This window comes from Glutamicibacter sp. 2E12 (assembly GCF_050030965.1).
Lineage (GTDB): Bacteria > Actinomycetota > Actinomycetes > Actinomycetales > Micrococcaceae > Glutamicibacter.
Map to the genome: position 1 here is coordinate 2,852,944 of NZ_CP188297.1, position 23,197 is coordinate 2,876,140.

General features: G+C 60.5%; 18 protein-coding genes. 13 read left to right on the forward strand and 5 right to left on the reverse strand.

The window, feature by feature from the left end; translation table 11 throughout:
* The first annotated feature begins 211 nt into the window (after window positions 1-211).
* Complete coding sequence (locus ACP3TE_RS13410; RefSeq protein ID WP_105657618.1) at window positions 212-1,483, forward strand: CynX/NimT family MFS transporter; 1,272 nt, start codon at window positions 212-214, stop codon at window positions 1,481-1,483.
* On the forward strand, window positions 1,480-2,154 hold the full coding sequence (locus ACP3TE_RS13415; RefSeq protein WP_133833645.1) for a FadR/GntR family transcriptional regulator: 675 nt from the start codon (window positions 1,480-1,482) through the stop codon (window positions 2,152-2,154). The genes ACP3TE_RS13410 and ACP3TE_RS13415 overlap by 4 nt, the downstream gene beginning before the upstream one ends.
* 27 nt (window positions 2,155-2,181) lie before the next feature.
* On the opposite strand, the gene ACP3TE_RS13420 is transcribed toward ACP3TE_RS13415, so the two are convergent.
* On the reverse strand, window positions 2,182-3,324 hold the full coding sequence (locus ACP3TE_RS13420; RefSeq protein ID WP_105657616.1) for a glutamate--cysteine ligase: 1,143 nt from the start codon (window positions 3,322-3,324) through the stop codon (window positions 2,182-2,184).
* Window positions 3,325-3,479: 155 nt separating this feature from the next.
* Complete coding sequence (locus ACP3TE_RS13425; protein WP_133833646.1) at window positions 3,480-4,721, reverse strand: class I SAM-dependent methyltransferase; 1,242 nt, start codon at window positions 4,719-4,721, stop codon at window positions 3,480-3,482.
* Between the two features lie 455 nt (window positions 4,722-5,176).
* Here ACP3TE_RS13425 and ACP3TE_RS13430 point away from each other — a divergent pair, with 455 nt between their 5' ends.
* From ACP3TE_RS13430 to ACP3TE_RS13445, 4 genes are all read left to right on the forward strand, one after another.
* Window positions 5,177-6,718 (forward strand): amino acid permease, encoded by a 1,542-nt coding sequence (locus ACP3TE_RS13430; protein WP_388022673.1) that lies wholly within the window; start codon window positions 5,177-5,179, stop codon window positions 6,716-6,718.
* Window positions 6,719-6,922: 204 nt separating this feature from the next.
* Window positions 6,923-7,219 carry a co-chaperone GroES gene (groES, locus tag ACP3TE_RS13435; protein WP_133833647.1) on the forward strand — a complete coding sequence of 99 codons (297 nt, stop codon included), beginning with the start codon at window positions 6,923-6,925 and terminating at the stop codon, window positions 7,217-7,219.
* 33 nt (window positions 7,220-7,252) lie between these two features.
* The gene (gene groL, locus ACP3TE_RS13440; RefSeq protein WP_105657612.1) at window positions 7,253-8,854 is read left to right on the forward strand and encodes a chaperonin GroEL; all 1,602 of its coding nucleotides are present in this window, start codon (window positions 7,253-7,255) and stop codon (window positions 8,852-8,854) included.
* A gap of 207 nt (window positions 8,855-9,061) precedes the next feature.
* Window positions 9,062-10,063, forward strand: coding sequence for an NADP-dependent oxidoreductase (locus ACP3TE_RS13445; RefSeq protein WP_133833648.1), 1,002 nt, complete (start codon window positions 9,062-9,064; stop codon window positions 10,061-10,063).
* Between the two features lie 40 nt (window positions 10,064-10,103).
* Here the strand turns inward: ACP3TE_RS13445 and ACP3TE_RS13450 are convergent, their stop codons facing one another.
* Window positions 10,104-10,706 (reverse strand): TetR/AcrR family transcriptional regulator, encoded by a 603-nt coding sequence (locus ACP3TE_RS13450; RefSeq protein ID WP_286134197.1) that lies wholly within the window; start codon window positions 10,704-10,706, stop codon window positions 10,104-10,106.
* A 298-nt stretch (window positions 10,707-11,004) separates the two neighbouring features.
* Between ACP3TE_RS13450 and ACP3TE_RS13455 the strand changes: the two genes are divergently transcribed.
* Both ACP3TE_RS13455 and guaB read left to right on the forward strand, forming a co-directional pair.
* Window positions 11,005-13,158, forward strand: coding sequence for an acyltransferase family protein (locus ACP3TE_RS13455; protein ID WP_402695912.1), 2,154 nt, complete (start codon window positions 11,005-11,007; stop codon window positions 13,156-13,158).
* Window positions 13,159-13,279: 121 nt separating this feature from the next.
* Complete coding sequence (gene guaB, locus ACP3TE_RS13460; RefSeq protein WP_105657608.1) at window positions 13,280-14,785, forward strand: IMP dehydrogenase; 1,506 nt, start codon at window positions 13,280-13,282, stop codon at window positions 14,783-14,785.
* A gap of 81 nt (window positions 14,786-14,866) precedes the next feature.
* Here the strand turns inward: guaB and ACP3TE_RS13465 are convergent, their stop codons facing one another.
* Window positions 14,867-15,634, reverse strand: a complete 768-nt coding sequence (locus ACP3TE_RS13465) for an SDR family NAD(P)-dependent oxidoreductase (RefSeq protein ID WP_402695914.1) — start codon at window positions 15,632-15,634, stop codon at window positions 14,867-14,869.
* A gap of 24 nt (window positions 15,635-15,658) precedes the next feature.
* On the reverse strand, window positions 15,659-17,008 hold the full coding sequence (locus ACP3TE_RS13470; RefSeq protein WP_332727098.1) for a short-chain fatty acid transporter: 1,350 nt from the start codon (window positions 17,006-17,008) through the stop codon (window positions 15,659-15,661).
* Window positions 17,009-17,285: 277 nt separating this feature from the next.
* Here ACP3TE_RS13470 and ACP3TE_RS13475 point away from each other — a divergent pair, with 277 nt between their 5' ends.
* The 5 genes from ACP3TE_RS13475 (at window position 17,286) to ACP3TE_RS13495 (ending at window position 23,092) form a co-directional block, all read left to right on the forward strand.
* Window positions 17,286-18,347: a LacI family DNA-binding transcriptional regulator gene (locus ACP3TE_RS13475; protein WP_402695916.1), complete on the forward strand. Its 1,062-nt coding sequence runs from the start codon at window positions 17,286-17,288 to the stop codon at window positions 18,345-18,347.
* A gap of 76 nt (window positions 18,348-18,423) precedes the next feature.
* Window positions 18,424-19,746, forward strand: a complete 1,323-nt coding sequence (locus ACP3TE_RS13480; RefSeq protein ID WP_426733881.1) for an MFS transporter — start codon at window positions 18,424-18,426, stop codon at window positions 19,744-19,746.
* 28 nt (window positions 19,747-19,774) lie between these two features.
* Window positions 19,775-20,560, forward strand: coding sequence for an SDR family oxidoreductase (locus tag ACP3TE_RS13485; RefSeq protein WP_286134194.1), 786 nt, complete (start codon window positions 19,775-19,777; stop codon window positions 20,558-20,560).
* Window positions 20,561-20,571: 11 nt separating this feature from the next.
* Window positions 20,572-21,504, forward strand: coding sequence for a 3-keto-5-aminohexanoate cleavage protein (locus ACP3TE_RS13490; RefSeq protein ID WP_402695920.1), 933 nt, complete (start codon window positions 20,572-20,574; stop codon window positions 21,502-21,504).
* 271 nt (window positions 21,505-21,775) lie between these two features.
* Window positions 21,776-23,092 carry a BtrH N-terminal domain-containing protein gene (locus ACP3TE_RS13495; RefSeq protein ID WP_332731596.1) on the forward strand — a complete coding sequence of 439 codons (1,317 nt, stop codon included), beginning with the start codon at window positions 21,776-21,778 and terminating at the stop codon, window positions 23,090-23,092.
* Window positions 23,093-23,197: the final 105 nt, after the last annotated feature.

The window sequence follows — 23,197 nt, forward strand, 5'->3', positions numbered from 1 at the left end:
GCTGGCTGCTGCCAGGATCCAGGAAGCCCGAGGGTGGCTTGGGGTAAATCGGGTCGCGGGCCATCCTGCGGTGCTTGCCAAGTGCACGACGTAGCCGGAGTTCGGCCCCGAGCAGCAGTACTTGGCGGACAGAAGCGGGCACGCCGCGAGGTTCTGGTGCGCTGGATCACAGGATTCGCCGCGTGAAACATCAAACGTCTAATGTTTAAACGTGATCGACAACGCATCAGAATCCGCGGCCCCGCCTCCTGCCAGCAAAGCCGCCAAGCATCCCTGGCGGGCAAGCGCACTGGCAGTTGCGGCGGTGATCCTCGTCGGGCTGAACCTGCGCATGGGTATTGCCTCGGCATCTCCGCTCTTCCATGACCTGCAGGAGATGATGGGGTACGGCACGTTCATCGCTTCGCTGCTGCCGACGATCCCAGTTTTGTGCTTTGCCGTGGCTGGCGCGGCAACGAGCTTGGTGATCGGCAGGACCGGACTGGAACTGGGCATCGCCCTGTCCTTGCTGCTGCTCACCGCTGGGCTGGCCTTGCGCATTGTCGATTCAACTTGGGCCTTGCTGGCCGGCACCGTGGTAGGCATGTGCGGCTTGGCCATCTGCAATGTGGCCATGCCCTCATTTATTCGAGAGCACCACGGGAACCGCGCCGCGTCGATGACCGCGGCCTACACGACCACCATGTCCATCGGCGCGACGCTGGCCTCCGCAATCAGCGTCCCGCTGGCGGTGAAGGCGGGTTCGCCGACGACGGCATTGGCTTTGTGGGCGATTCCCGCCGGCCTGGCTTTGCTGGTCTTTGTGCCGCTGTCCATCTCCGGGAAGCGTTCCGCTGTTCAGAAGGGCACGCATGTTTCTCCATGGCCGCTACTGGCCACGCGCAAGGGCTTGCTGTTCACCACTGTTTTCGGCATCCAGTCGCTGCTGGTCTATACCGTGGTCAGCTGGTTGCCGCATATCCTCATTTCGCGCGGGCTGGAGCCAGTTGATGCCGGCTTGATGCTGGGCATCGTGCAGGGAGTCAGCATCCCGGCAGTCATGATCATGCTCTGGATGGCTTCGAAGCCGGCCCTGCTGCGCAGTGCCTTCGTGCTGACTACCAGCTGCTCGGTACTCGGTTTTATCGCTCTGCTGCTCTTGCCGGTAGAACTGTCCTTGATCAGCTCGGTCTTCATTGGCCTGGGCTTCGGGGTGTTCCCGCTGGTGATGCTCATGCTCAGCCGCAGTGGCGGCAGCGCAGAAGAAACGACAGCAATGTCCACGGTGGCCCAATCTGTCGGCTACCTGATTGCAGCCATTGGACCCTTCGCCCTGGGGCTCATGCAGGGCGCATTGGGATCTTGGACGGTTGGCTTGGTGATCATCCTCGCCTTCGCTGTGGTGCAGCTTCTGTTCTGCTACAAGCTGGGCGGCCTGCGTACCGAAGCCGATTCGCATCCGTTGATCGAAGTGGACGGCTCGGCTGAAGCGGAGCGGCCATGAGCAAGACCCCATTGCGTCCGCCCTTGTCCGAAGAGGTTGTGGCGAAGCTGCAGAGCGCCGTAGCGAAGGGCCGCTGGAAGGTGGGGGACCGCGTTCCGGCTGAACCCGAGCTGATGGCGGAAATGGGCGTCTCCCGCGGGACCTTGCGCGAAGCCATCAAGGCGCTGGCCAGCACGGGGATCTTCGAGGTCCGCCGTGGAGATGGCACCTACGTGCGCGCGACCAGCGAGATCAGCGGCACCGCCCAACGGGTGTACCGAGACCACTCCGACCAGGACGTGCTCCAGGTGCGATTCGCCCTGGATACCCAGTCGGCCCGGCTCGCTGCCAAAGCCGCTGATGCAAAAGTAGTCGAACAGTTGCGCGCGTTGCTGGGCCAGCGAAGCGAAGCATGGGGAAACCGGGATTATCCTGCGTGGGCGAAAGCCGACTGGAAATTCCATCTGGAAGTGGCGCGGGCTTCCCGTGTTCCGCTGATGCATGAGATCTATGAGAGCTTCGGGGATGTTTTCCACGGAACCAAGATGGTCCAGAGGCTTTCCGACGGATTCGATGGCTGCCTGCACGAGGGCCACGAATCACTGGTAGACGCAATCGAAGCAGGCGATCCCGAAGCAGCAGCTCGAACTGTTATCAAGAATCTTGATTACTGCATGAGCTGGATGCCTTAATTCCTGACTTCGAGGGCGCTGCCCGGACTAAACAGCCTTCATGCGCCGGACGTTTTCCTGCACCACTGCCTTGAAGTCCCCGCCCGAAGCCGCAAAGGTATTGCGCTGCAACTGGTATTCCGCCCCGCGTTCGATCAAACGGATTATGCCCTGCAGTTCCTCGGCGCATCCCAGCTGCTCGGCAATCGGTGCCAGGCGCTTGACCTCTGAGCGCAGGTGGTCGGTCACCAGCATCTCGTCGCCTTGGGCGTTGAGGATGATGATGGCATCCAGCCCGTAGCGGGCGGCGCGCCACTTGTTCTCCACTCGGAACCAGGCCGGCATAACAGGAATCTTGTAGCCGGCTTCGATGGATAGCGACATGTCGTGCACCAGGCACTGGGTCAGTGCGGTAAAAGCGGCAATGTCATCCAGAGAGCTCACGCCATCGCAGATGCGCATTTCCACGGTGCCCAAACGAGGTACCGGACGCACATCCCAGCGGATCTCGGAGACATCATCAATAACCCCGGTATGCAGCATGTCTGCAACGTGGGATTCGTATTCGGACCATGAATCGAAGTGGAAGGGGATCCCGGCAGCTGGCAGCTGCTGGAACATCAGCGAACGCTGCGAAGCGTAGCCGGTGTCTTCCCCGCCCCAGTACGGGGAGGAGGCGCTGAGTGCTTGGAAATGCGGCTGGTAGTTGATCAAACCGTCAGTGATTGGAAGCGCTTTTTCGCGATCGTCCAAGCCCACGTGCACGTGCACGCCGTAGATCACCATCTGGCGGCCCCACCACTGGGTGCGGTCAATCAGCTTGGCATAGCGGTCCTTGTCCGTCACCGGCTGCAAGGTCGGCGCGGCAAAAGGATGGGAGCCCGCGGAATACAGGTCCACGCCGTGGTTTCCGGCGACCTCGTTGAGCATGCGCACGTTGGTGCGCAGTTCCTCAGCCGCGTCTGCCACGTTGGTATGGACACCGGTGACCACCTCCACGGTATTCATCAACAATTCCGGCTTCACTGTCGGATGCTCATCTTCGCGGTCAAGACCGGCCTCATCCTTGAGCTGGTCAAGGATACTCTCGGCAACCGAGCACAAGTCCGCACTTTCGCGATTGACCAAGGCGATTTCCCATTCGACACCGATAGTGGATTGGGAAGAGTGGGCGAACTCGATTTTCTGCACGGCGCTCCTATTGATGACGTCTCGGACGGAATGCTCCGGAGCCGAACAAAGTGGATGGAGCGTCCACCGATTCCTCGATGTTTCTCCATACTCATTGTATGTATTGCGCCGCTCCTGCCGGGACAATGCTCCGGTGGGACCTGCGTCACCCCAGACTAGTGCGGGATGACCTCGAAAGCTACGCGTTTGTCGCCGAGGCGAGCCAGGATCAGCGTTGCCTTGTTCTTGGCGCTCTTGGGGGAGCCTGCCAGCAAAATGCGGCGCAATTCTTCGGGCGTGACGTCGACTCCGCGCTTCTTGATATCCAATGTGCCGATGCCGTTGGATTTCACCCAGCTGCGCAGCTTCTTCACGTTGTAGTCATGCACTGCCATGACTTTGTATCCGCGGGCAAACGGCGTGGAAATCTGCTGGTTATGGGTGAAGTAGGCGATGTGCTCATCGAGCAGGTGGCCGCCAGTGCGCTCCAGCAAGGTCGAGATCAGGTGGGAACGGATCACTGCGCCATCGGGTTCGTAGATGTGCGCTTCCAATTCGCCTACCGGGGCTGGCTGATCATTTGCCGCGGCAGCTGCACTGGCCAACTCGTGGGCGCCGTCCTTGTCGATGACCAGCGCGGCACGGGCGATGTCCTTGCGCTTGAGCTTGCCGAACCAGAGGCAGGCCTCGATGACCGAGCCGTGGTCCGAAATCCAGACAGCCTCGGCGTTCGCCGGAATCGCTTCATGGGGCAGGCCCGGACCGAGTTTCACTCCGACGTCCAGCCCGGAGTCCACCAGCTTCTCCACGAAAGACAGGGGCGGGGAAAACGCCTCGGGGTCGAAGAGTCGGCGGGTGCTTCCCTTCACGTCGGTACGCCGGGCTGGATCCAGCCAGACGCCGTCAATCCCGGTCAGATCGGTGTCCTCGGCGCTGCCGTGGATCACGGTGGCATTGTCGAAGGGCATCAGGTTCAAGGTTGTGGCTGCCGCGGTGGTTTCATCCAGCTCTACTGCGGTGACCTGCAGGCCAGCGCTGGCCAGCGCAATGGAGTCGGTGCCGATGCCGCATCCGAGGTCTGCGACGTGGGTGGAACCGGCATTGGTGTAGCGGCGGGCATGCAGCCCGGCGATGGTCAGGCGCGTGGCCTGCTCCAGTCCGGCCGGGGTCAAGATCAACGAGTCTGCAAAGGGGCCGAATTTCACCCTCGCCCGGAAACGCAGCTCGGCCTGCGCCATGACGGCGCGAACCACCTGGGCGTCGTGGCCTTCCTTGCGCAGCTTCTCATTCAGCGACCAAGCAGCATCCTTGGTGGCCACCATGGACGGGTCGATGGTGGAAAGCAGCTTCCAGCCGTCTTCCGAAAGCAGGGCGGCGAATTGTTCATTGAGCGTAGAGTCATTTGAAGCCTGGGCCATGATCCAAGACTATCGTTGATGCGTCTTGGAACAGACTGGCCCTCTCGGTGTGCCCAGCCCGCAGGGCCAGTGATCTATGTGACAAAAACGCGTCACATTCAGAATTCACAGAATCGCCAAGCGGGCTTCGCCAAGCTCCGGGATCCGGCCGCCCAGCAGTTGCGCCAAGAGCAGTTCGAAGCCGGGAGATGTGAAGCCCTGAAACGAAAAGACTAAGTATCGCTATCTCATAGGCATTGATTTCGTTAGAGAGAGTAATGCTTGTTGCTAATTGGATCATCTGGCTAACGAGTAGCCCTATCGCTGTTTTACAGTTCTCCGCCACTAGGAAGCGGTTCGCTGGACCAAGTCGCCCCGCTTGCTGCGAGCGGCTGCATGTCCTCCGCAAGACCTGAAGTGATCCACGTCGCATTCCCCTGTGGAACTGGTGTTGTATGGCACCTGTGATGAAACCTATGCAGCGAACGACAGTGACGTCGACAACCGGTCCAAAGGCCGTGGATCCCGCACCCCTGGTGCAGAACCAGCTCAAGCGCGGCATGAGCAGCCGCCACCTGCAGATGATCGCCATTGGCGGTTCCATCGGCACCGGGCTGTTCGTGGCCTCCGGCGGCACTATTGCCCAGGCGGGTCCCGGCGGCGCGCTGCTGGCCTACGCCGCGGTGGGTCTCATGGTGTACCTGCTCATGCAGTCCCTGGGCGAGATGACCGCGAAGATCCCGGTGGCCGGATCCTTCCAGACCTTCGCTACCCGCTTCGTTTCCCCCTCCTTCGGCTTCGCCATCGGCTGGAACTACTGGTTCAACTGGGCCATCACTGTTGCAGCGGAACTGGTGGCCGCTGGCATCGTGATGAGCTTCTGGTTGCCTGATGTCCCCGGTTGGGTCTGGGCCGGCTCTTTCCTGGTGGCCTTGACCGCCTTGAATGCTTTGTCCGCCAAGGCCTTCGGCGAAGGCGAGTTCTGGCTGGCCATGATCAAGGTGGTCACCGTCATCGCCTTCCTGGCCGCCGGCGTTCTGATGATCTTCGGGGTGCTCGGCGCGCACACCGATCCGCTGGCCAACTGGCGCGAAGGCAAGGATGTCTTCCATGGCGGCTGGCTGTCCATCGTCTCGGTCTTCATGATTGCCGGATTCTCCTTCCAGGGCACCGAGCTGGTGGGTGTCGCCGCAGGCGAAGCCAAGGATCCGCGCCGCGAAGTGCCCAAGGCCATCCGCCGGGTGTTCTGGCGCATCATGCTCTTCTACATCGGTGCCATCTTCATCATCGGCTGCCTGATTCCGTTCACCGACCCGAGCCTGCTGGCCAGCGGCGAAGCCGACGTGGCTTCCTCGCCCTTCACCCTGGTCTTCGAGCGGGCCGGCATCGCTTTTGCCGCTGCTGCCATGAACGCGGTCATTCTCACCGCCATCCTCTCGGCTGGCAACTCGGGGCTCTACGCCTCAACCCGCATGCTCTACTCCATGGCCCACGATGGCAAGGCTCCGAAGATCTTCGGGCGCACCAACTCCAGCGGCGTGCCGATCATGGCTCTGCTGGCCACCGCTGCGGTAGGCCTCTTCGGGTTCCTCACCGCCCTGGTGGGCCAGGGTGCGGCCTATACCTGGCTGCTGAATGTCTCGGGGCTGTGCGGGTTCATCGTCTGGGTGGGTATTGCCGTATCCCACTACCGCTTCCGCCGCGGTTATCTCGCCCAGGGCTACAGCGTGAAGGACCTGCCCTACTTGGCCCCGCTCTTCCCGCTAGGACCCATCGTGGCCTTCCTGATGCTGATTGCCGTGATCGTCGGTCAGAACTACCAAGCGGTGCTGGCCGGCCACGGGCTGGAAGTGCTCTCGGCCTATATCGGGCTGCCGCTGTTCCTCGGACTGTGGCTGGTGCACCGCATGGTGACCAAGTCCAAGATGGTCAAGCTCACCGAGATGGATCTGGACGCTCCGGAGGATATCGAAGAGTCCGCGGCTGTGCGCTCTGCGCGAACCGGTGTGAAGAAGTAGGGCAATGATTAGCACTCGCCTTGACCGAGTGCTAAAGCTCGTCCTAAAGTCATGTGTGGGTGTCACGATGGAAGTTGCATCTGCAGCTTGCAGCGTTACACACCGCCTGACTGGATACCACCAACTGGCACCGCGACGACGGTTGGTCCAATGCCATAGGGCGCACCCCTACAACCATTGGTTCATACACGAAAAGGAGAGACCATGTCTGTCTCCATCAAGCCGCTCGAAGACCGCATTGTCATCAAGCAGGTCGAAGCCGTAACCACCACCGCTTCGGGCCTGGTCATCCCAGACTCCGCTAAGGAAAAACCACAGGAAGGCGCCGTAGTCGCCGTAGGCCCAGGCCGCATCGATGACAACGGCAACCGCATTCCCCTGGACGTTGCAGAAGGCGACGTAGTCCTGTACTCGAAGTACGGCGGAACCGAGGTCAAGGTCGGCAACGAAGAGTACCTGGTGCTCTCGGCTCGCGACGTACTGGCAGTCGTCGTAAAGTAACGCCAACCTCTCTAAAGTTTCAGGAGAAAATGCATGGCTAAGCAGCTAGCATTCAACGAGGAAGCGCGACGCGCCCTCGAAGCGGGCATTGATAAGCTCGCAAACACGGTGAAGGTCACCCTCGGCCCACTCGGCCGCAATGTGGTGCTTGCCAAGACCTGGGGCGCCCCGACCATCACCAATGACGGTGTCACCATTGCGCGTGAGATCGATCTGGAAGATCCATACGAGAACCTTGGCGCGCAGCTGGCCAAGGAAGTAGCCACCAAGACCAATGACGTAGCAGGCGACGGCACCACCACCGCCACCGTGCTCGCTCAGGCCCTGGTCAAGGAAGGCCTGAAGAACGTCGCCGCAGGCGCCGCTCCGGGCGATGTCCGCAAGGGCATTGAACTGGCTGTGGAGATCGTTTCGGACGCATTGGCCGCTAACGCCGTTGCCGTAGAGGACAAGGTTGCTAACGTAGCCGCGATCTCCGCGCAGTCGGATGAAATCGGCGAATTGCTGGCCAAGGCCTTCAAGACCGTGGGCACCGATGGCGTGATCACCATCGAGGAGTCCTCGACTACCGCTACCGAGCTGGTCCTGACCGAAGGCATGCAGTTCGACAAGGGCTACCTCTCGCCACAGTTCATCACCGACCAGGAGCGCCAGGAAGTTGTCCTGGAAGACGCACTGATCCTGATCAACCCAGCCAAGATCTCCACCGTGGCAGAATTCCTGCCACTGCTGGAAAAGGTCCTGGAAGCGAAGAAGCCGCTGCTGATCATCGCCGAGGATGTCGAGGGCGAAGCCCTTTCCACTCTGGTGGTCAACAAGCTGCGAGGCCTGCTGAACGTGGTAGCCGTCAAGGCTCCAGGCTTCGGCGACCGCCGCAAGGCAATGATGCAGGATCTGGCTATCCTCACCGGTGCCCAGGTTGTCTCCCCGGAACTGGGCCTGTCCCTGGACCAGGTTGGCACCGAGGTACTCGGCTCGGCACGCCGCGTGACCATCACCAAGGATTCCACCACCATCGTTGATGGCGCTGGCACCGAGGAGGATGTCGCAGAGCGCGTAGCCCAGCTGAAGGCTGAGCTGAACCGCACCGATTCGGAGTGGGACCGCGAGAAGCTGTCCGAGCGCCTGGCCAAGCTGTCCGGCGGCATCGGCGTGATCAAGGTGGGCGCTTCCACCGAGGTCGAGCTGAAGGAACGCAAGCACCGCATCGAGGATGCTGTGTCCTCCACCCGTGCTGCCCTGGAAGAGGGCATCGTTGCCGGCGGCGGTACCGCCCTGGTCGACGCGCTGGCTTCGCTGGATACCGATGCCCGCATCGCAGCCACCGAAGGCGACGTAGCAGCAGGCGTTGCGATTGTCCGCCGCGCGCTGGTGCAGCCGCTCTTCTGGATCGCTACCAACGCCGGCTTCGACGGTGCGGTAGTTGCTTCCAAGGTGGCAGAGTCCCCAGCCAACGAAGGCTTCAACGCCAAGACCGGTGTCTACGAGAACCTGCTGCACGCAGGCGTCATCGACCCAGTCAAGGTAACCCGCTCGGCACTGCGCAACGCAGCATCGATCGCGGCCTTGGTTCTGACCACCGAGACCTTGGTGGCAGAGAAGGCTGAAGAAGCTGAAGAGGCGCACGGCCACTAGGGTTTAGCCCGTCACCGAAGCATTGCTTCGTGAGCGAAAGCCGCCGTTGGATCCAGGATTTATCTCCTGGATCCAGCGGCGGCTTTTTGTTCTCAGAAAACGATCCACCCGGGGTGACCCAGCTCATTGACACGATAAATGAGTGCGCTCATAATTGAACTCAGTCAAAGATTGATGCCCATTTCATATCCGTACAGGAGATCTTCCATGCACGCGTTCGTTCTCGAAAACTACAAGGGTGCCCTGGTGCAGGCCGAGGTCGCTGAACCTGAGTTGGGGGAGCGGGAGGTACTCATCGAGATTGCGGCCGCTGGCGTCAACCAGCTTGACGAGAAGATCCGCGCAGGCGAATTCAAGGCAATCCTGCCCTACAAGATGCCGCTGGTTCTCGGCCACGACGTCGCAGGGACCGTGATCGGGCTCGGCTCAGGAGTCCGCGGCTTTACGGTAGGGGACCAGATTTTTGCCCGCCCTCGAGATCATCGGATCGGAGCTTTCGCCCAGCGCATGGCCGTGAATGAAATGGATATTGCGAAGGCACCTGTCTCCATCGACCTGGTGCAAGCGGCCTCGCTGCCCCTGGTTGCACTGACTGCGTGGCAGGCACTAGTTGAGCGGGGAAATCTGCAGCCGGGGCAGCGAGTACTCATCCACGCTGGCGCTGGCGGCGTCGGAACCATCGCCATCCAGCTGGCCAAGCACCTGGGCGCTTACGTCGCGACAACAGCGTCGGCGACGAACGCCGAATTCTTGCAGGATCTCGGAGCCGATGAAGTCATCGACTACAAGACCGAGGATTTCCAGGTAAGTATCTCGGGCTATGACCTGGTGCTTGACAGCCTGGGCGGCGAAACGCTTGCCAAGTCGCTGGGAGTTCTGCGCCCTGGAGGGAAGGTCATCGGCATCTCGGGTCCGCCGACTCCGGCATTCGCCAAGGAAGCAGGGCTGAATCCGGTGATGGGCTTGGCGGTCCGCGCGCTAAGCCGGTCAGTTCTCAAGAAGGCCAAGAAGCTGGGTGTCGGGTACGAGTTCCTCTTCATGAAGCCCAGCGGCCAGCAGCTGCGAGGCATTGCCGAACTGGTGGACTCCGGGGTCCTGACGCCCGTGGTGGGCCAGGTCTTCGGTTTTGCGCAAACTGCAGAGGCCCTTGAATCGATGGAGGCTGGTGGCCGGCGCGGCAAGACCGTCATCACCATGCAGCAGAAGTAAAGCGAGCGCGTTCGCCTGGGCGGTGGGCGCGCTTTGCTCGTCAGTGGGGGAGGATTGCAGCAATCTGAGCGCGGATGCCCCGGGCGACTTCAGCTGTGGCCAGTGCCGGGTCCGCAGCAGTAGCCATCGCCAGGAACTGGATGGAAGTGATGGCCCGCGCAATCGTGGCTGCCTCCGGCGCCTCCAGATTCCTATGCGTGCCCAGGAGCTCGGCAATCGCCTGTTCGGTCAACGCCGCTATGCGCAGGGCTTCGGCATGATGCGGTTCCGCCGAATCGCCAAAAACCATTTCGCGCAGATAAAAGCGCCCGTTGTCGACATGCTTCCGATTGCAGTCGATGATCGGTACCAAAAGGGCCATGGTTGCCTCCAGCGCGGTCTTTGCTGATTTAGAGGCCTCGATGCCTTGCTCCAAGGAGCGTTCGTAGCGGTGGTTCTGCACCATGAGCAGCAGCTCGGATTTGGACTTGGCGTAGAGGAAAAGGGTTCCGGTTCCGATATCCGCCGCGTCGGCGATCTGCTGCGTGGTGACCTCATCGACACCGTGTGCCGCGAAGAGTTCGCTGGCCGCGGAGATGATCCGTTCAAGCTTCGCCTGCTTGTTGCGTTCGCGTCGTCCTGGCATAGGAGTTGAAGACGTCACCCGGGAGCCCCTCGGCTAGAACTGATCAGAGTTATTCATGAGTCTAATCAAGAAAGCTGTTGTTTCAGAATGCGCGGATTGACTTCGCTCACCTGGCCAAGCAACAATTTGCCGCCGTGCCGACGATGGCTGGGCGGCAAACCGCCGTGGAACTTTGCGCCAGTTCTCGAATTTCGACAGCTAATCCTGAGCAGGTCAGGCCAATACGGTCAATCTATATACGCTGCTTTACAGCGGCAGCAGCGTCAACTCGCACGGTGTGGCCATGGCGAATTGATAAGATGGTTGGTTGTCTGACGTGAATCAAGTAGAAAACGCCGAGGACAATTACCTGTCCCCGAAGAAAGCGCAGCCAGTGAGCCATACCTTGGATCAGTCTCGGACAAGCACCCAGCGTGCCGGTTTCCGAGTTGATTTGCAGGGACTTCGCGCCCTCGCAGTCCTGCTGGTGATGTGCTATCACATCTGGTTCTCCCGGGTCTCCGGCGGTGTGGACATCTTCTTGATGCTCTCCGCCTTCTTCCTCACTTCTTCCACCGCACGGCGCATCGCCCGCGGGCAGCGCCCGCCTCTGCTCGACGGCTGGCTGCATCGATTCTCGCGCCTGATACCGCAAGCGGCGGTAGTCATCATTGGCGTGGTCATCGCGGCATGGATCATCCTGCCTAGTACGCGCTGGCTGGAGCTGATCGACCAGTCCAATGCCGCGCTGTTCTACTGGCAGAACTGGTACCTCTCGGATCACCAGGTGGACTACTACGCCTTCAACACAGCCGCCGCCTCGCCGCTGCAGCACTTCTGGTCCCTGTCTGTCCAGGGACAGATCTTCATCATCTGGCCGCTGGTTCTTGCCGGCAGCGCACTGCTCTGGAAGAAGCTCTTCTCCCGGCACAGCTTCGCCGCCGTAGCAGGCGGCGCCTTCGGAGCCATCTTCCTCGGCTCGCTCGCGTATTCCATTCACATCACCGCCACCAACCAGCAGGTGGCCTACTTCCACACGGGCGCGCGCCTATGGGAATTCGCCCTCGGTTCGCTGCTCGCCTTGGCATTGCCGTGGCTCTCCAGCCTGCCCGAGAAGATCCGCCGCATCGGAGGCTGGGCCGGCCTGGCTACCGTCATAGGCAGTGGCGCCGTACTGGATGTGCAGGGGCAGTTCCCGGGCTTCATGGCTTTGGTGCCCACGGTCGCCGCCGCCTTGGTGATCTCGGCTCCGGCACCGCGCAGCTGGGCCAACCCGTCGGGCCTGCTTTCCTTGCCCCCGCTGGTAAAGCTGGGCGACCTGTCCTACGGCATGTACCTGTGGCACTGGCCGTTGCTGGTCTTCTACCTTGAGGTCTCCGGGAACGAGAAGGCCTCCTTCGCTGCCGGCAGTGTCTTGATTCTTGCCTCGATCCTCGCTTCATGGGCCACCACCAAGTTCGTCGAGAAACCGGCCATCGCCTGGCAAGCCAGTGCCAGCTTCTCGCGCCTGATTCCGCAAACCGGGTTCAAGCTCATTGCCCAGTTTGCCGTGGTCGCTGTGGGGCTTGGCGTAGCCAGCCTTCCGGTGATGGCCTGGGAGAACAACGTCGAGCACCGCAGGGCCATGGCCGCGGCGCAGACCGCCACCGACAACCCCGGGGCCAACGCCGAAGATGACTGGGATCCGTCACCTGCGGCTTTGACCCTGCCGCTGGCGACCGAACTGGATAGCGAATGGCAGACTCCCGGCGATGTCTGCGAAGGGGCGAACGCTCCAGACGACGAGCGCATCCACTTCTGCGAGCAGGGCGGCACTTTCGACGGGGGAGCGCCGGACCTGGTACTGCTGGGCGATTCGCACATGCAGCACTGGTCCGCGGCGGCTTCGGCAATGATCGAGGAAGCTGGCGGCAGCTGGATCCTGGTGTACGAACCGGGTTGCCGCTACGGCTCCGATGCGGACCGCGTGGAAGAAGCCTGCTCCGGCTTCCAGGACGCGGCGCAGGAATATGTAGCGGACCTGGCTCCGCAGATGGTGCTGACCACGGCCAGCAAGACCGTAGCGGACCCTGATGACATGCTTCGCAGCCCGGGGGAGCAGGAGATCCTGGTGGACAACTACGCCGAGATGATCCAGCCGCTGCTCGATGCCGGAAGCCGGGTCATCGCGATGCGCGATACCCCGCGCTATACCTACTCCATTCCGGAATGCGTGGATTCGAACAAGGGACTTCCTGCCAACTGCGATGGTTCGGCCGGCTACGCATTGAACAGCGTGAATCCAGTGGAGCAATTCCTGGATTCCAATGATTATGGCGACCAGGTTGTTTCCCTGGACATGACGGGGTTGCTCTGCCCCGAGGGGGTCTGCAAAGCTGTCATTGGCAACGTCTTGACGTACCTGGATGATTCGCACCTGTCCAAGACCTTCGTGCTCAGTGCCAAGCGCCAGTTCGCTTCTTCTTTCAAGGAAGCAACAAACTGGGAATAAGTCACCCCTGATGCGGGATGGGGCATGAGGTTGAACACAGTGCGCCACGAAGGAATAACCGGAACGCCAAAAGAGCTCTACCATTTAATCAACCTCCGCTGTCGCCCCGAAAGGTTCCCCCGTGACTGAGTTCAACCCCTTTGCCTTTGAAGGACTCACCTACGACGACGTTCTGCTGTTGCCCGGCCCGACGGATGTGATTCCTTCGGAGGCGGACACCACCACCCGCTTCACCAAGCGCATCAACATCCAGGTGCCCATCAGCTCCGCTGCAATGGACACGGTGACCGAAGCACCCATGGCAATCGCGCTGGCACGCCAGGGCGGTATCGGCGTGATCCACCGCAACCTTTCCATTGAGTCCCAGGCCAAGCAGGTTGACCAGGTTAAGCGCAGCGAGTCGGGCATGATCACCGACCCAGTCACTGTGCACCCGGGTGCCACCTTGGCTGAATGGGATGAGCTGTGCGCTCAGTACCGCGTCTCCGGTCTGCCAGTGGTAGATGAGAACCGCAAGCTGTTGGGCATCATCACCAACCGCGACACCCGCTTTGTTCCTCGCGAACGCTACATGACCACCAAGGTCTACGAAGTGATGACCGGCATGCCGCTGGTGACCGCTCATGACGGTGTAGCTCCAGAGAAGGTAATCGAGCTCCTGTCCAAGAACCGCATCGAGAAGCTTCCACTCATCGATAACGACGGCAAGCTCACCGGCTTGATCACCGTCAAGGACTTCGACAAGGCCGAGCAGTACCCGCTGGCGACCAAGGACGACGAAGGCCGTCTGCGTGTTGCAGCTGCTGTTGGCTTCTTCGGCGAAGGCTACGAGCGTGCCATGACCCTGATCGACGCCGGAGTTGACGCACTGGTTGTCGACACCGCCAATGGCCACTCGCAGGGCGTGCTGGAGATGATTGCACGCCTGAAGAAGGATCCAGCGGCCGCGCACGTGGACATCATCGGCGGCCAGGCAGCCACCTATGACGGTGCCAAGGCACTGATCGATGCTGGCGCTGACGCCATCAAGGTCGGCGTTGGCCCGGGCTCCATCTGCACCACCCGCATCGTTGCCGGCGTGGGCGTTCCCCAGGTTACCGCTATCTACGAAGCAGCCAAGGCCGCTATTCCAGCTGGCGTTCCATTGATCGCTGACGGCGGCCTGCAGCACTCGGGCGATATCGGCAAGGCCCTGGTGGCCGGCGCCGACTCGGTCATGCTCGGCTCCCTGCTGGCAGGTACCGCTGAGTCCCCAGGCGATCTGGTCTTCATGGGCGGCAAGCAGTTCAAGGCCTACCGCGGCATGGGCTCGCTGGGCGCAATGGAAACCCGTGGCAAGAACACCTCGTACTCCAAGGACCGCTACTTCCAGGCTGACGCGCCATCGAACGAGAAGCTGATCCCTGAAGGCATCGAAGGCCAGGTCCCTTACCGCGGCCCGCTGTCGGCTGTCACCCACCAGCTCGTGGGCGGCCTGCGCCAGACCATGTTCTACGTGGGCGGACGCACCGTTCCCGAGCTGAAGGCACGCGGCAAGTTCGTCCGCATCACCGCAGCAGGCCTGAAGGAATCGCACCCGCACGACATCATGATGACCGTTGAGGCACCGAACTACCGTTCGCGCTAAGGCTCATCTGATGCGGAAAACCCCATCACCACTGGCGCATTGCCAGAGGCGATGGGGTTTTTCGCATCTCTGCTAGCCGATTCAGGAGGCCAGCCAGCCACCGTCGACGTTGAGCATCTGTCCAGTGATGTACCGGGATGCTTCCGAAAGCAAGAAAACCACCGGTCCGGCAAAGTCATCAGTGTGCCCCAGCCTATTCATCGGGATCCGTGAGAGGATTCGTTCTCTGTCTGCCGGTTTGGCCAGGAGATCTGAAGTGAGCTGCGTTTGGACGTATCCGGGAGCAATGCCGTTCACGCGGATGCCTTGTTGCGACCATTCCCGGGACAGCGCGCGGACAGCTCCGAGTACGGCTGACTTCGACATGACGTATGGTGCGACATTGGGCAGCCCAATGGTGCTTGCCAGGGAGCAGAGGAAGACGTGGCTTCCGACCGCGCTGCCGCGGGAGATCTCCCGCCGCGCGATCTCGGTGCTGAGGAACAGAGGGGCTTCGGCATTGACCTTCTGTACCCATCGCCATTCCTCAGGATCCAAATCGATGGCCTGCTTGCGCAGCTGCACACCCGCAGCATGGATCACGGAATCAACCAGACCGTTGCCTTCGGCAAGGTCTACAAGTTCATTGGCTTTGCCGGTTTGCGCTACATCCCAGGTATAGGTGTGCAGGCGTTGCCCATCGAGTCCGGCAAGCTGCCGTGTTTGCTCCAGCTGGGACTCCGTGCGGGACACTGCGCTGACACGTGCGCCGGCTTTGACGGCTGCCAGTGCCATAGCCTGCCCGATGCCGCGGCCAGCTCCGGTCACCAAAACGTGACGGTTGGCCAGTGAAAACTGTTCAAGACTCATGGGAATTCCTTGTTTGCGTGCTCGTTAGAAAATGTAGGTGGGCAACAGCAAGATGAAGAGGAATACCGCACCGCTGATGACCAATGAAACAAAGGTGTACTTCAAGATGGATCTCACTCCGAGCCCCGCGATCGCCAAGATCGGCAATGCGAAGAACGGCTGGATCATGTTGGTCCAGGTGTCGCCGTAACCGATTGCCATGATGATCAAGGCGGGATCCGTGCCCAAGGCGTTGGCCGCTTCGATGAAAATCGGTCCCTGAATGGCGAATTGGCCGCCACCACTGGGCACGAAGATGTTTACCAAGCCGGCGGCGAGGAAGGCGACAATCGGCAATGAGTTCGCGTTGGACATCGAGATGAACGCATCGCTGAGCACGGTGATCAGTCCCGTCGTTGTCACGATCCCCAGGATGCCGGCGTACAGCGGATACTGCAGCAGCACTTCGCCGGTGACTGTCGAAGCGTTCTTGATCAGCCCGGCCAACGCTACAGGGGAGTCAACCAGCAAGAGGATGATCGCGAGCATCGACCAGTTCACGATGTCGAAGGTCAAAACGAAGCCCAGGCGCATGAAGTGCCCGACGATGAAGACGCTGAGCAGTAGTCCCAGTCCGGTCGTGACGTAGCGCTTGGATTCAATCCAATCTGCCGGGCTTTCCGGTTTCCCAGCTTGACGGGCCTCCGTCTGGGAATCCGGGTTGCTGAGCGGGATCTCCAGGATCTCCTCGTCGGTCTTAGGCCGGGACATCACCATGCCGATGACCAGCGCGGGAATCATGATGAGCAGGCCAGTCATATTCCACCAGCTGAAGACCGTTTCCGTGACCGGGACCGGAGCACCCAGGAATTCCTCGATGAAGCTGCCAGGAGTGGCCGAAGTCAGCGGGGCTGCCCCTGAATATCCCATATGGTAGGGAATAAAGCCGGTGTAGGCAGCAGCGACCAACAAAGGGAAGTGGACTTTGATGCCGCGTTCGCGGCAGCTGGTGGCGATACCCTTGGCCAGAATCGCTCCGACGATTAGTCCCAGGCTCCACTGGGCCCAGGACACCAAGCAGGTCAGCAGGGTGACCCAGGCGTAGGCCTGCACCGCGTTCTTTGGAATGCTTGATACTTTCGACAGCACCCCCTGGACCTGGCGGGTATGGGCCAGTGCATGCCCGAAGAGCAGGGCCAGGCACATCTGCGTGATGAAGGCCAGTAGCCCTGTCAATCCTTCGCCCCAAGCATTCACCACGGCGACCGGAGACGAGTCGGTCATCGTCAAGGCCATGAGCATCACGATCAACGTCAGCAGGACGGCGAATACCATTGCTGAGGGCATCCATCGTTCGACAAGACGAGTCACAGGCTTCATTGCGGTTGTGAGCATCGTGCACCTCCAAGAGTAGGCCGATCAATTTGCTGGAGAGGAATATGACTGCCGTCACATCCTTTCGAGGACGCTACTAGTGCGGTTCGGCATTAAGCAATCGTAAGTGGCTAGGCGTCCTATCTCCGGTTGCACCCGGTGCTTCAGGTGCATGAATAAGGTGATTCAGAAGATTTAGCTTTTGAAGCTTAATGTTGCTTAACGTATTTCCATGCCATGTAATGGTGATCACAAGCATTCGCAGGTTCTTATCCGATTTCACCAATGGAGGTGCGCGTTGACCACGCAGTCGCATTTATCGCTTCGACCAGCGCGTGTCTCCGCTGCTGCTGTTGCCCGAGCTGCAGGGGTCTCTTCTGCAACGGTCAGCTACATCATGAACGGTCGACCCGGTGCCTCGCCTGAGACCCGGCGCCATGTGCTGAAGGTGGCGAACGAACTTGGCTACCGTCCCGCCAACCATGGGCAGCAGCAGGACCCGCTTCTGACCCGCGTGGTCGGCCTAGTGCTGCCGAACATCGTGAACCAGATGTATACGATCTGGGCACAGCACATCATCAATGCCACCGCCGCGGCCGGGTTCGATGTCTTTGTCGCAACAACGGGGGACGACCCCGAGGCGCTGGATCAAGTTGCTCGTACCCTGGCTGCCCGGAATGTTGATGGCGTCATTATCGCCGCTGCAATCAAGGAAGATTCGCGTTCTCTGAGGACCTTTCGCCAGAAACGAATTCCCTATGTCTGCCTGTCGCGCAATTCCGAGCATCTGCCTGGTGATTTCGTCGGGATCGATGACGACGCGGCTGCGGGGGAACTCATGTCCCACGTTCTGGATCACGGCTATTCGGAGGTGGCCACTGTCATCGGGCCGCGTTCCTCTACTGCGTCTTTGTTGCGCGAACAGGCTTTTGTCCGGGTTGCCCAGCAAAGGGGTATCCGGGTTGCGGGAGAACGCCTGATCAGTACCAAGCTCAGTTCGGAAGGCGGGCAGCTGGCCGCCAAAAGATTGTTCAGCTCGGCGCATCCGCCACGGGCTGTGGTCTGCGGATCGGATGAAATTGCCATTGGTGTCATGGAGCATGCGCTGTCGCTGGGCCTGCGCATTCCACAGGATGTCGCGATCGTCGGCTGTGACGGACTCAGGCACAGCCGCTCGAAAATCATCGGGCTGACAACAATTGTCCAGCCGGTGAAAGACATGGCGGAAAGGTCCTTCGAGCTACTCCTGGAACAGATCGTCGAGCCGCGGAACACCTACAAGCACACGATCTGCGAGCACAGCCTCCATATCGGTAGGACTTGCGGGTGCCCTGCTACAGGGCGAATGCCTGCCCTCTAGCTCACCACTAGACATTCTCAAAGCCAAGGGCCTGGTGCCCTCTACTCGTCATGCCTGCATGCGGAAGGAACTGACCGTGCAAACTACCAACGCGACACGTTGGATGCGCTCACCGGAAATACTCAACAAGCTGATTTTCCGGCGCATCATGCCGCTGCTGATCGCAGCCTATGTCATGGCTTTCATTGATCGCACGAATATCGGCATGGCCAAAGACCGGTTGGAAATCGATCTGGGTATCTCGGCTACAGCGTACGGCGTGGGTGCCGGGCTGTTCTTCTTGACCTACGCGCTTTCGGAGATTCCCTCAAACCTGATCATGCACAAGGTCGGCGCACGGTTCTGGATCATGAGGATCATGATCACTTGGGGAATCCTGTCTGCCTGCATGGCACTGGTCCAGGGGGAATGGTCCTTCTATATCCTGCGCATGCTGCTGGGCATCGCTGAGGCGGGCCTATTCCCGGGAGTCATCTACTTCATCACCCAGTGGTTTGTCGTCAAAGACCGCGCCCGGGCCAACGGACTCTTCTTGCTCGGCGTAGCCCTGGCGAACGTCATCGGGGCGCCGCTGAGCGGCCTGCTGCTGACTATGGACGGCGTTGGCGGGTTGCACGGATGGCAGTGGATGTTCATCATCGAGGGGTTGCCAGCGTGCTTCTTGGCTATCGCAGTTTGGAAAATCCTGCCCAACAAGCCCACCGAAGCTAAATTCCTCACCCAGGCCGAGGCCGAGGACTTGGAAGCGCGAATCGCGGCTGAGGAAATCGCTGGCGCGCAGGCTGCTGGAAATTCCAAGCTGCTCCATGTTCTCAAGGACAAGCAGATCCTGTTGGTCGTTGCGATCTACTTCTCCCACCAGATCGCAGTCTACGCATTGAGCTTCTTCTTGCCTTCGATCATCGGTACATACGGAGAGCTATCCACCATCCAGATCGGCTTGCTCACCTCGATACCGTGGGTCTTCTCTGCCGCAGGCGCCTTGCTGATCCCCAAGCTGGCCACCAATGGCTCGCGATCGCGGATCGTTGCCAGCGCAACCATGACCGGCATCGTTGCCGGGTTCACCCTCGGTGCGCTTGGCGGACCGGTGCTCGGACTGATCGGCTTCTCGCTAGCCGCGTTCAACTTCTTCGCGTTGCAGCCGATCCTGTTCACCTACCCGGCAACCCGCCTTTCCGGTGCGACTCTGGCTGGCGGCATTGCTTTCGTGAACACCGTCGGGCTGTTCGGCGGATTCCTTGGTCCCTACATCATGGGGCTGATGGAAGAAGCTACTGGAAGCAAGATGTCGGGCCTCTGGTTCATTGTCGCGATCTGCGCCGTTGGCGCACTGCTCACTCTCAAGCTCAAGCAAGGCACCGAGGATCCCGCTAAAGCCGCTGTGTCCGGCCACTAGGCATCTAACTAAGGAGCAACGAACTCTAATGAATACCCATAACATGAAAATGGACTTTGACGGACTCCGGGTTCTCGTCACGGCTGGAGCTGCGGGCATCGGCCTGGCGATCGCTCAAGAGTTCAGGAACCATGGCGCACAAGTCTTCGTTACGGATATCAATCCTGAAGCAGTGCGTGCCGCCGCGTCGGCGGGTTTTGCCGCCTCCGTGAGCGACGTGTCGGATGAAGATCAGGTACGTGGATTGCCCGATCAGATCCAGCAGTCTCTAGGGGGACTGGACGTCCTGGTGAACAATGCCGGAATCGCCGGTCCTACCGGGCCTATCGAGACTCTTGAATCCGAAGATTGGATGACGACTTTCGATATTAATGTCCACGGACAATTCTTCTGCATCAAGCACTTGCTCCCGTTGCTGCGCCAGTCCACCCGGGGATCCATCATCAACTTGTCCTCGGCCGCTGGCCGTCTGGGCATGGCAGGTCGCAGTCCGTACTCGGCATCGAAATGGGCAGTGATCGGGCTGACCAAGACGCTTGCCATCGAGCTCGGCGGTGAAGGAATCAGGGTCAATGCCATCTGCCCGGGGGCAGTCAATGGCCCGCGCATCCAATCCGTAATCGAGGCGAAGGCGCGAATGCTCCAGCGTCCGGTGGACGAAGTCTCCGATCTGTACCACGCGCAGTCATCGCTCAACAAGCTGGTCGAGGCCGAGGACATCGCCAATATGGCGGTGTTCCTGGCCAGCCCGATGGCACTTCGGATCAACGGCCAGGCCATGGCAGTCGATGGCAACACCGAGAAACTGTACTAGGAAGGCGTATTGTGAAAAACAAGCGAAAAGTCATCATTACCAGCGCTGTCACCGGCGCTATCCATACCCCCAGCATGTCGCCGCACCTGCCGGTGAGCGCCGATGAGATTGCCGAAGCTGCGCTTGGCGCCGCCAAGGCTGGCGCGGCCATAGTCCACATGCACGCGCGTGATCCCAAGGACGGCCGCCCATCTCAGGATCCCAAGCATTTCGAACCGATCTTGGAGAAGCTCAAGAACGGCACCGACGCCATCGTCAACATCACCACCGGTGGCTCCCCGCATATGACCGTCGAAGAACGCATGCTTCCGGTGGCAACCTTCGAACCTGAACTCGCTTCGCTCAATATGGGATCAATGAATTTCGGACTGTATCCCATGCTGGACCGGTTCACGGAGTTCGAACACGATTGGGAACGAGAAGGCCTGGAAAATTCACGGGATCTGGTCTTCAAGAACACCTTTGCCGATATCCAGAGGATCCTGGAAATCGGTAACGCCAATGACACCCGGTTCGAATTCGAATGCTACGACATTTCCCACCTAAATAACCTGAGTCACTTCCACCAGCGCGGCCTGGCCCGTGGCCCGCTTTTCGTGCAGTCGGTTTTCGGTCTGCTCGGCGGCATCGGGGCGCATCCGGAAGACTTGATGCATATGCGCCGCACGGCTGACCGCCTGCTGGGAGAGAACTACGAATGGTCCATCCTCGGTGCAGGCAAGAACCAGATGCCGTTAGCTACCATTGGAGCGGCCATGGGATCGCATGTACGTGTTGGGCTGGAAGATTCCTTGTGGATCGGACCGGGGCAGCTCGCCGCTTCCAATGCCGAGCAAGTGACCCGTATCCGGACCATACTGGAAGCACTGAATTTCGAGGTCGCGACTCCCGAGGAAGCCCGGGAGATGCTGGCGCTCAAGGGGCGCGACAAAGTCGGTTTCTAGGCGCCAAATGCCTTCGGCCTGAATAGCAGCACAAAATCAAACAGACTCGAGGCTCCATCTGTCCTGCCCCATGCAGGCATAGATGGAGCCTTGTTTTGTCCTAGTCCCAGTTTGACGCCGCGCATTGGCGCGCGCCGTGGCGTATCCAATCCCACTAGAACATCGCGGGACTCGCTCGCCGCGGACACGTAGACTTGTTCGATGGCGGCGCTTCCCTGCGCGTGCGGGAAACCTCGCGCCAATGCGCCGGTGACGGAAGGACAATCAGTACATGGGCCAGCCAGCCAACCTGAAGAAGCAAACCCGCCAGCGTATGGAGCGCACGGGGGAGAGCTACACCACCGCGCGCAAGAACATCTTGGCCGGCAAGCCTGAAAGTCCTCGGGCCGCTCGCGCTGCCGCCGCCCGCGACTACGCCAAGGAAGCACGCGAAAAGGCCAAGGCGCAGGAGCAGAAAGGCAAGAACGCTCCGGCTGCTTCGCCAGCTGACGAACTGCCTGAGTACCCAGCGCCAAAAGATGTCATCCAGTACGATGCTGCGCTCTGGCACCGAGTCCTAGTCCAAGCTGGCGTCACCAACAAGCACACCGGCGAACCGCTGAGCCAGGCATTGCTCGCTGGCCTTGCCGGCGGTATCGGCTTCATGGCTTTCACCCATGAAGGAGGCGAAGAGACTGCAGTAACGCTGGTGACCCGCCACAACCCGGAACCCTATACCCAGAACCTGCTGGCCCGTTGCGGTGCTACGGTGACCGAACGTACCACCGGCTCAGCCGAACGCGCCGTCGAATACATGGACGCAGCCCTGGACGCAGGCCGCACTGTGGTGGTTCGCGTGGCAATCAGCGCGCTGCCATGGATTGACGGCAACACGGTTGATGAGGCCGAGACCCTGGATCTCGTCGTCGTTGGCGAGCACAAGAAGGACCTGATGGTAGATGACGGTTCAGGTGCGTTGAACCTCATCAGCCCCAAGGAACTGGCCATCGCCCGTGCGATGCGCAAGAAGGAAAAGCACTGGCAGGCATGGATCCCGTCCTCGCGCTCGCCGAATGCCGAGACTTTGGCCGCCAATGCCGTCGAGGCGATTGGGGAAACCACCGCTCGCCTGCTGGGCACCAGCGAGCTTTCCGGGGTTCCAGTGCACTTTGCCAAGAACTTCGGCATTACCGGCATGCGCACCTTGGCCACGCGACTGCGCGATAACGAGTCCAAGACCGGTTGGTCCCAGATCTTCGCAAGCCAGCAAGCGCTGGCCAACGGCTTGGACCAGCTCGCAGGTTTCTTCTCCGACACGCGTTTCAGCGGCGAGGGCGCGTTGCGCGGCCTGTACGCGGAGTTCCTTTCGGAAGCGGCGGAACTTCCAGGCCTGGCGCCGCTGGCAGCTCACGTAGATGCTTACCGGCAGCTCTCCACGCAGTGGGATGCGTTCGCGGACCTGATTGATCCAGAGACCGAGTTCGCCAAGCGTGCTGAGCACTTCGCCGTATTGGCTGACGCGATTGAGCGCATTGCCGATTCTGAAGAGCAAGCCGCCACCTCCTTGGCCGTGACCGCCAAGAAGCTTGCATCCAAGGCAGCCAGGTAAACCTGGCTCAACATAGGCCCTGCCATCCGGTGATCTTACTCACCGGCCGGCAGGGCATTGTTGTCCCGGTGTGCCACTTGCGGCCCCATGCACCAGAGCCAGCGC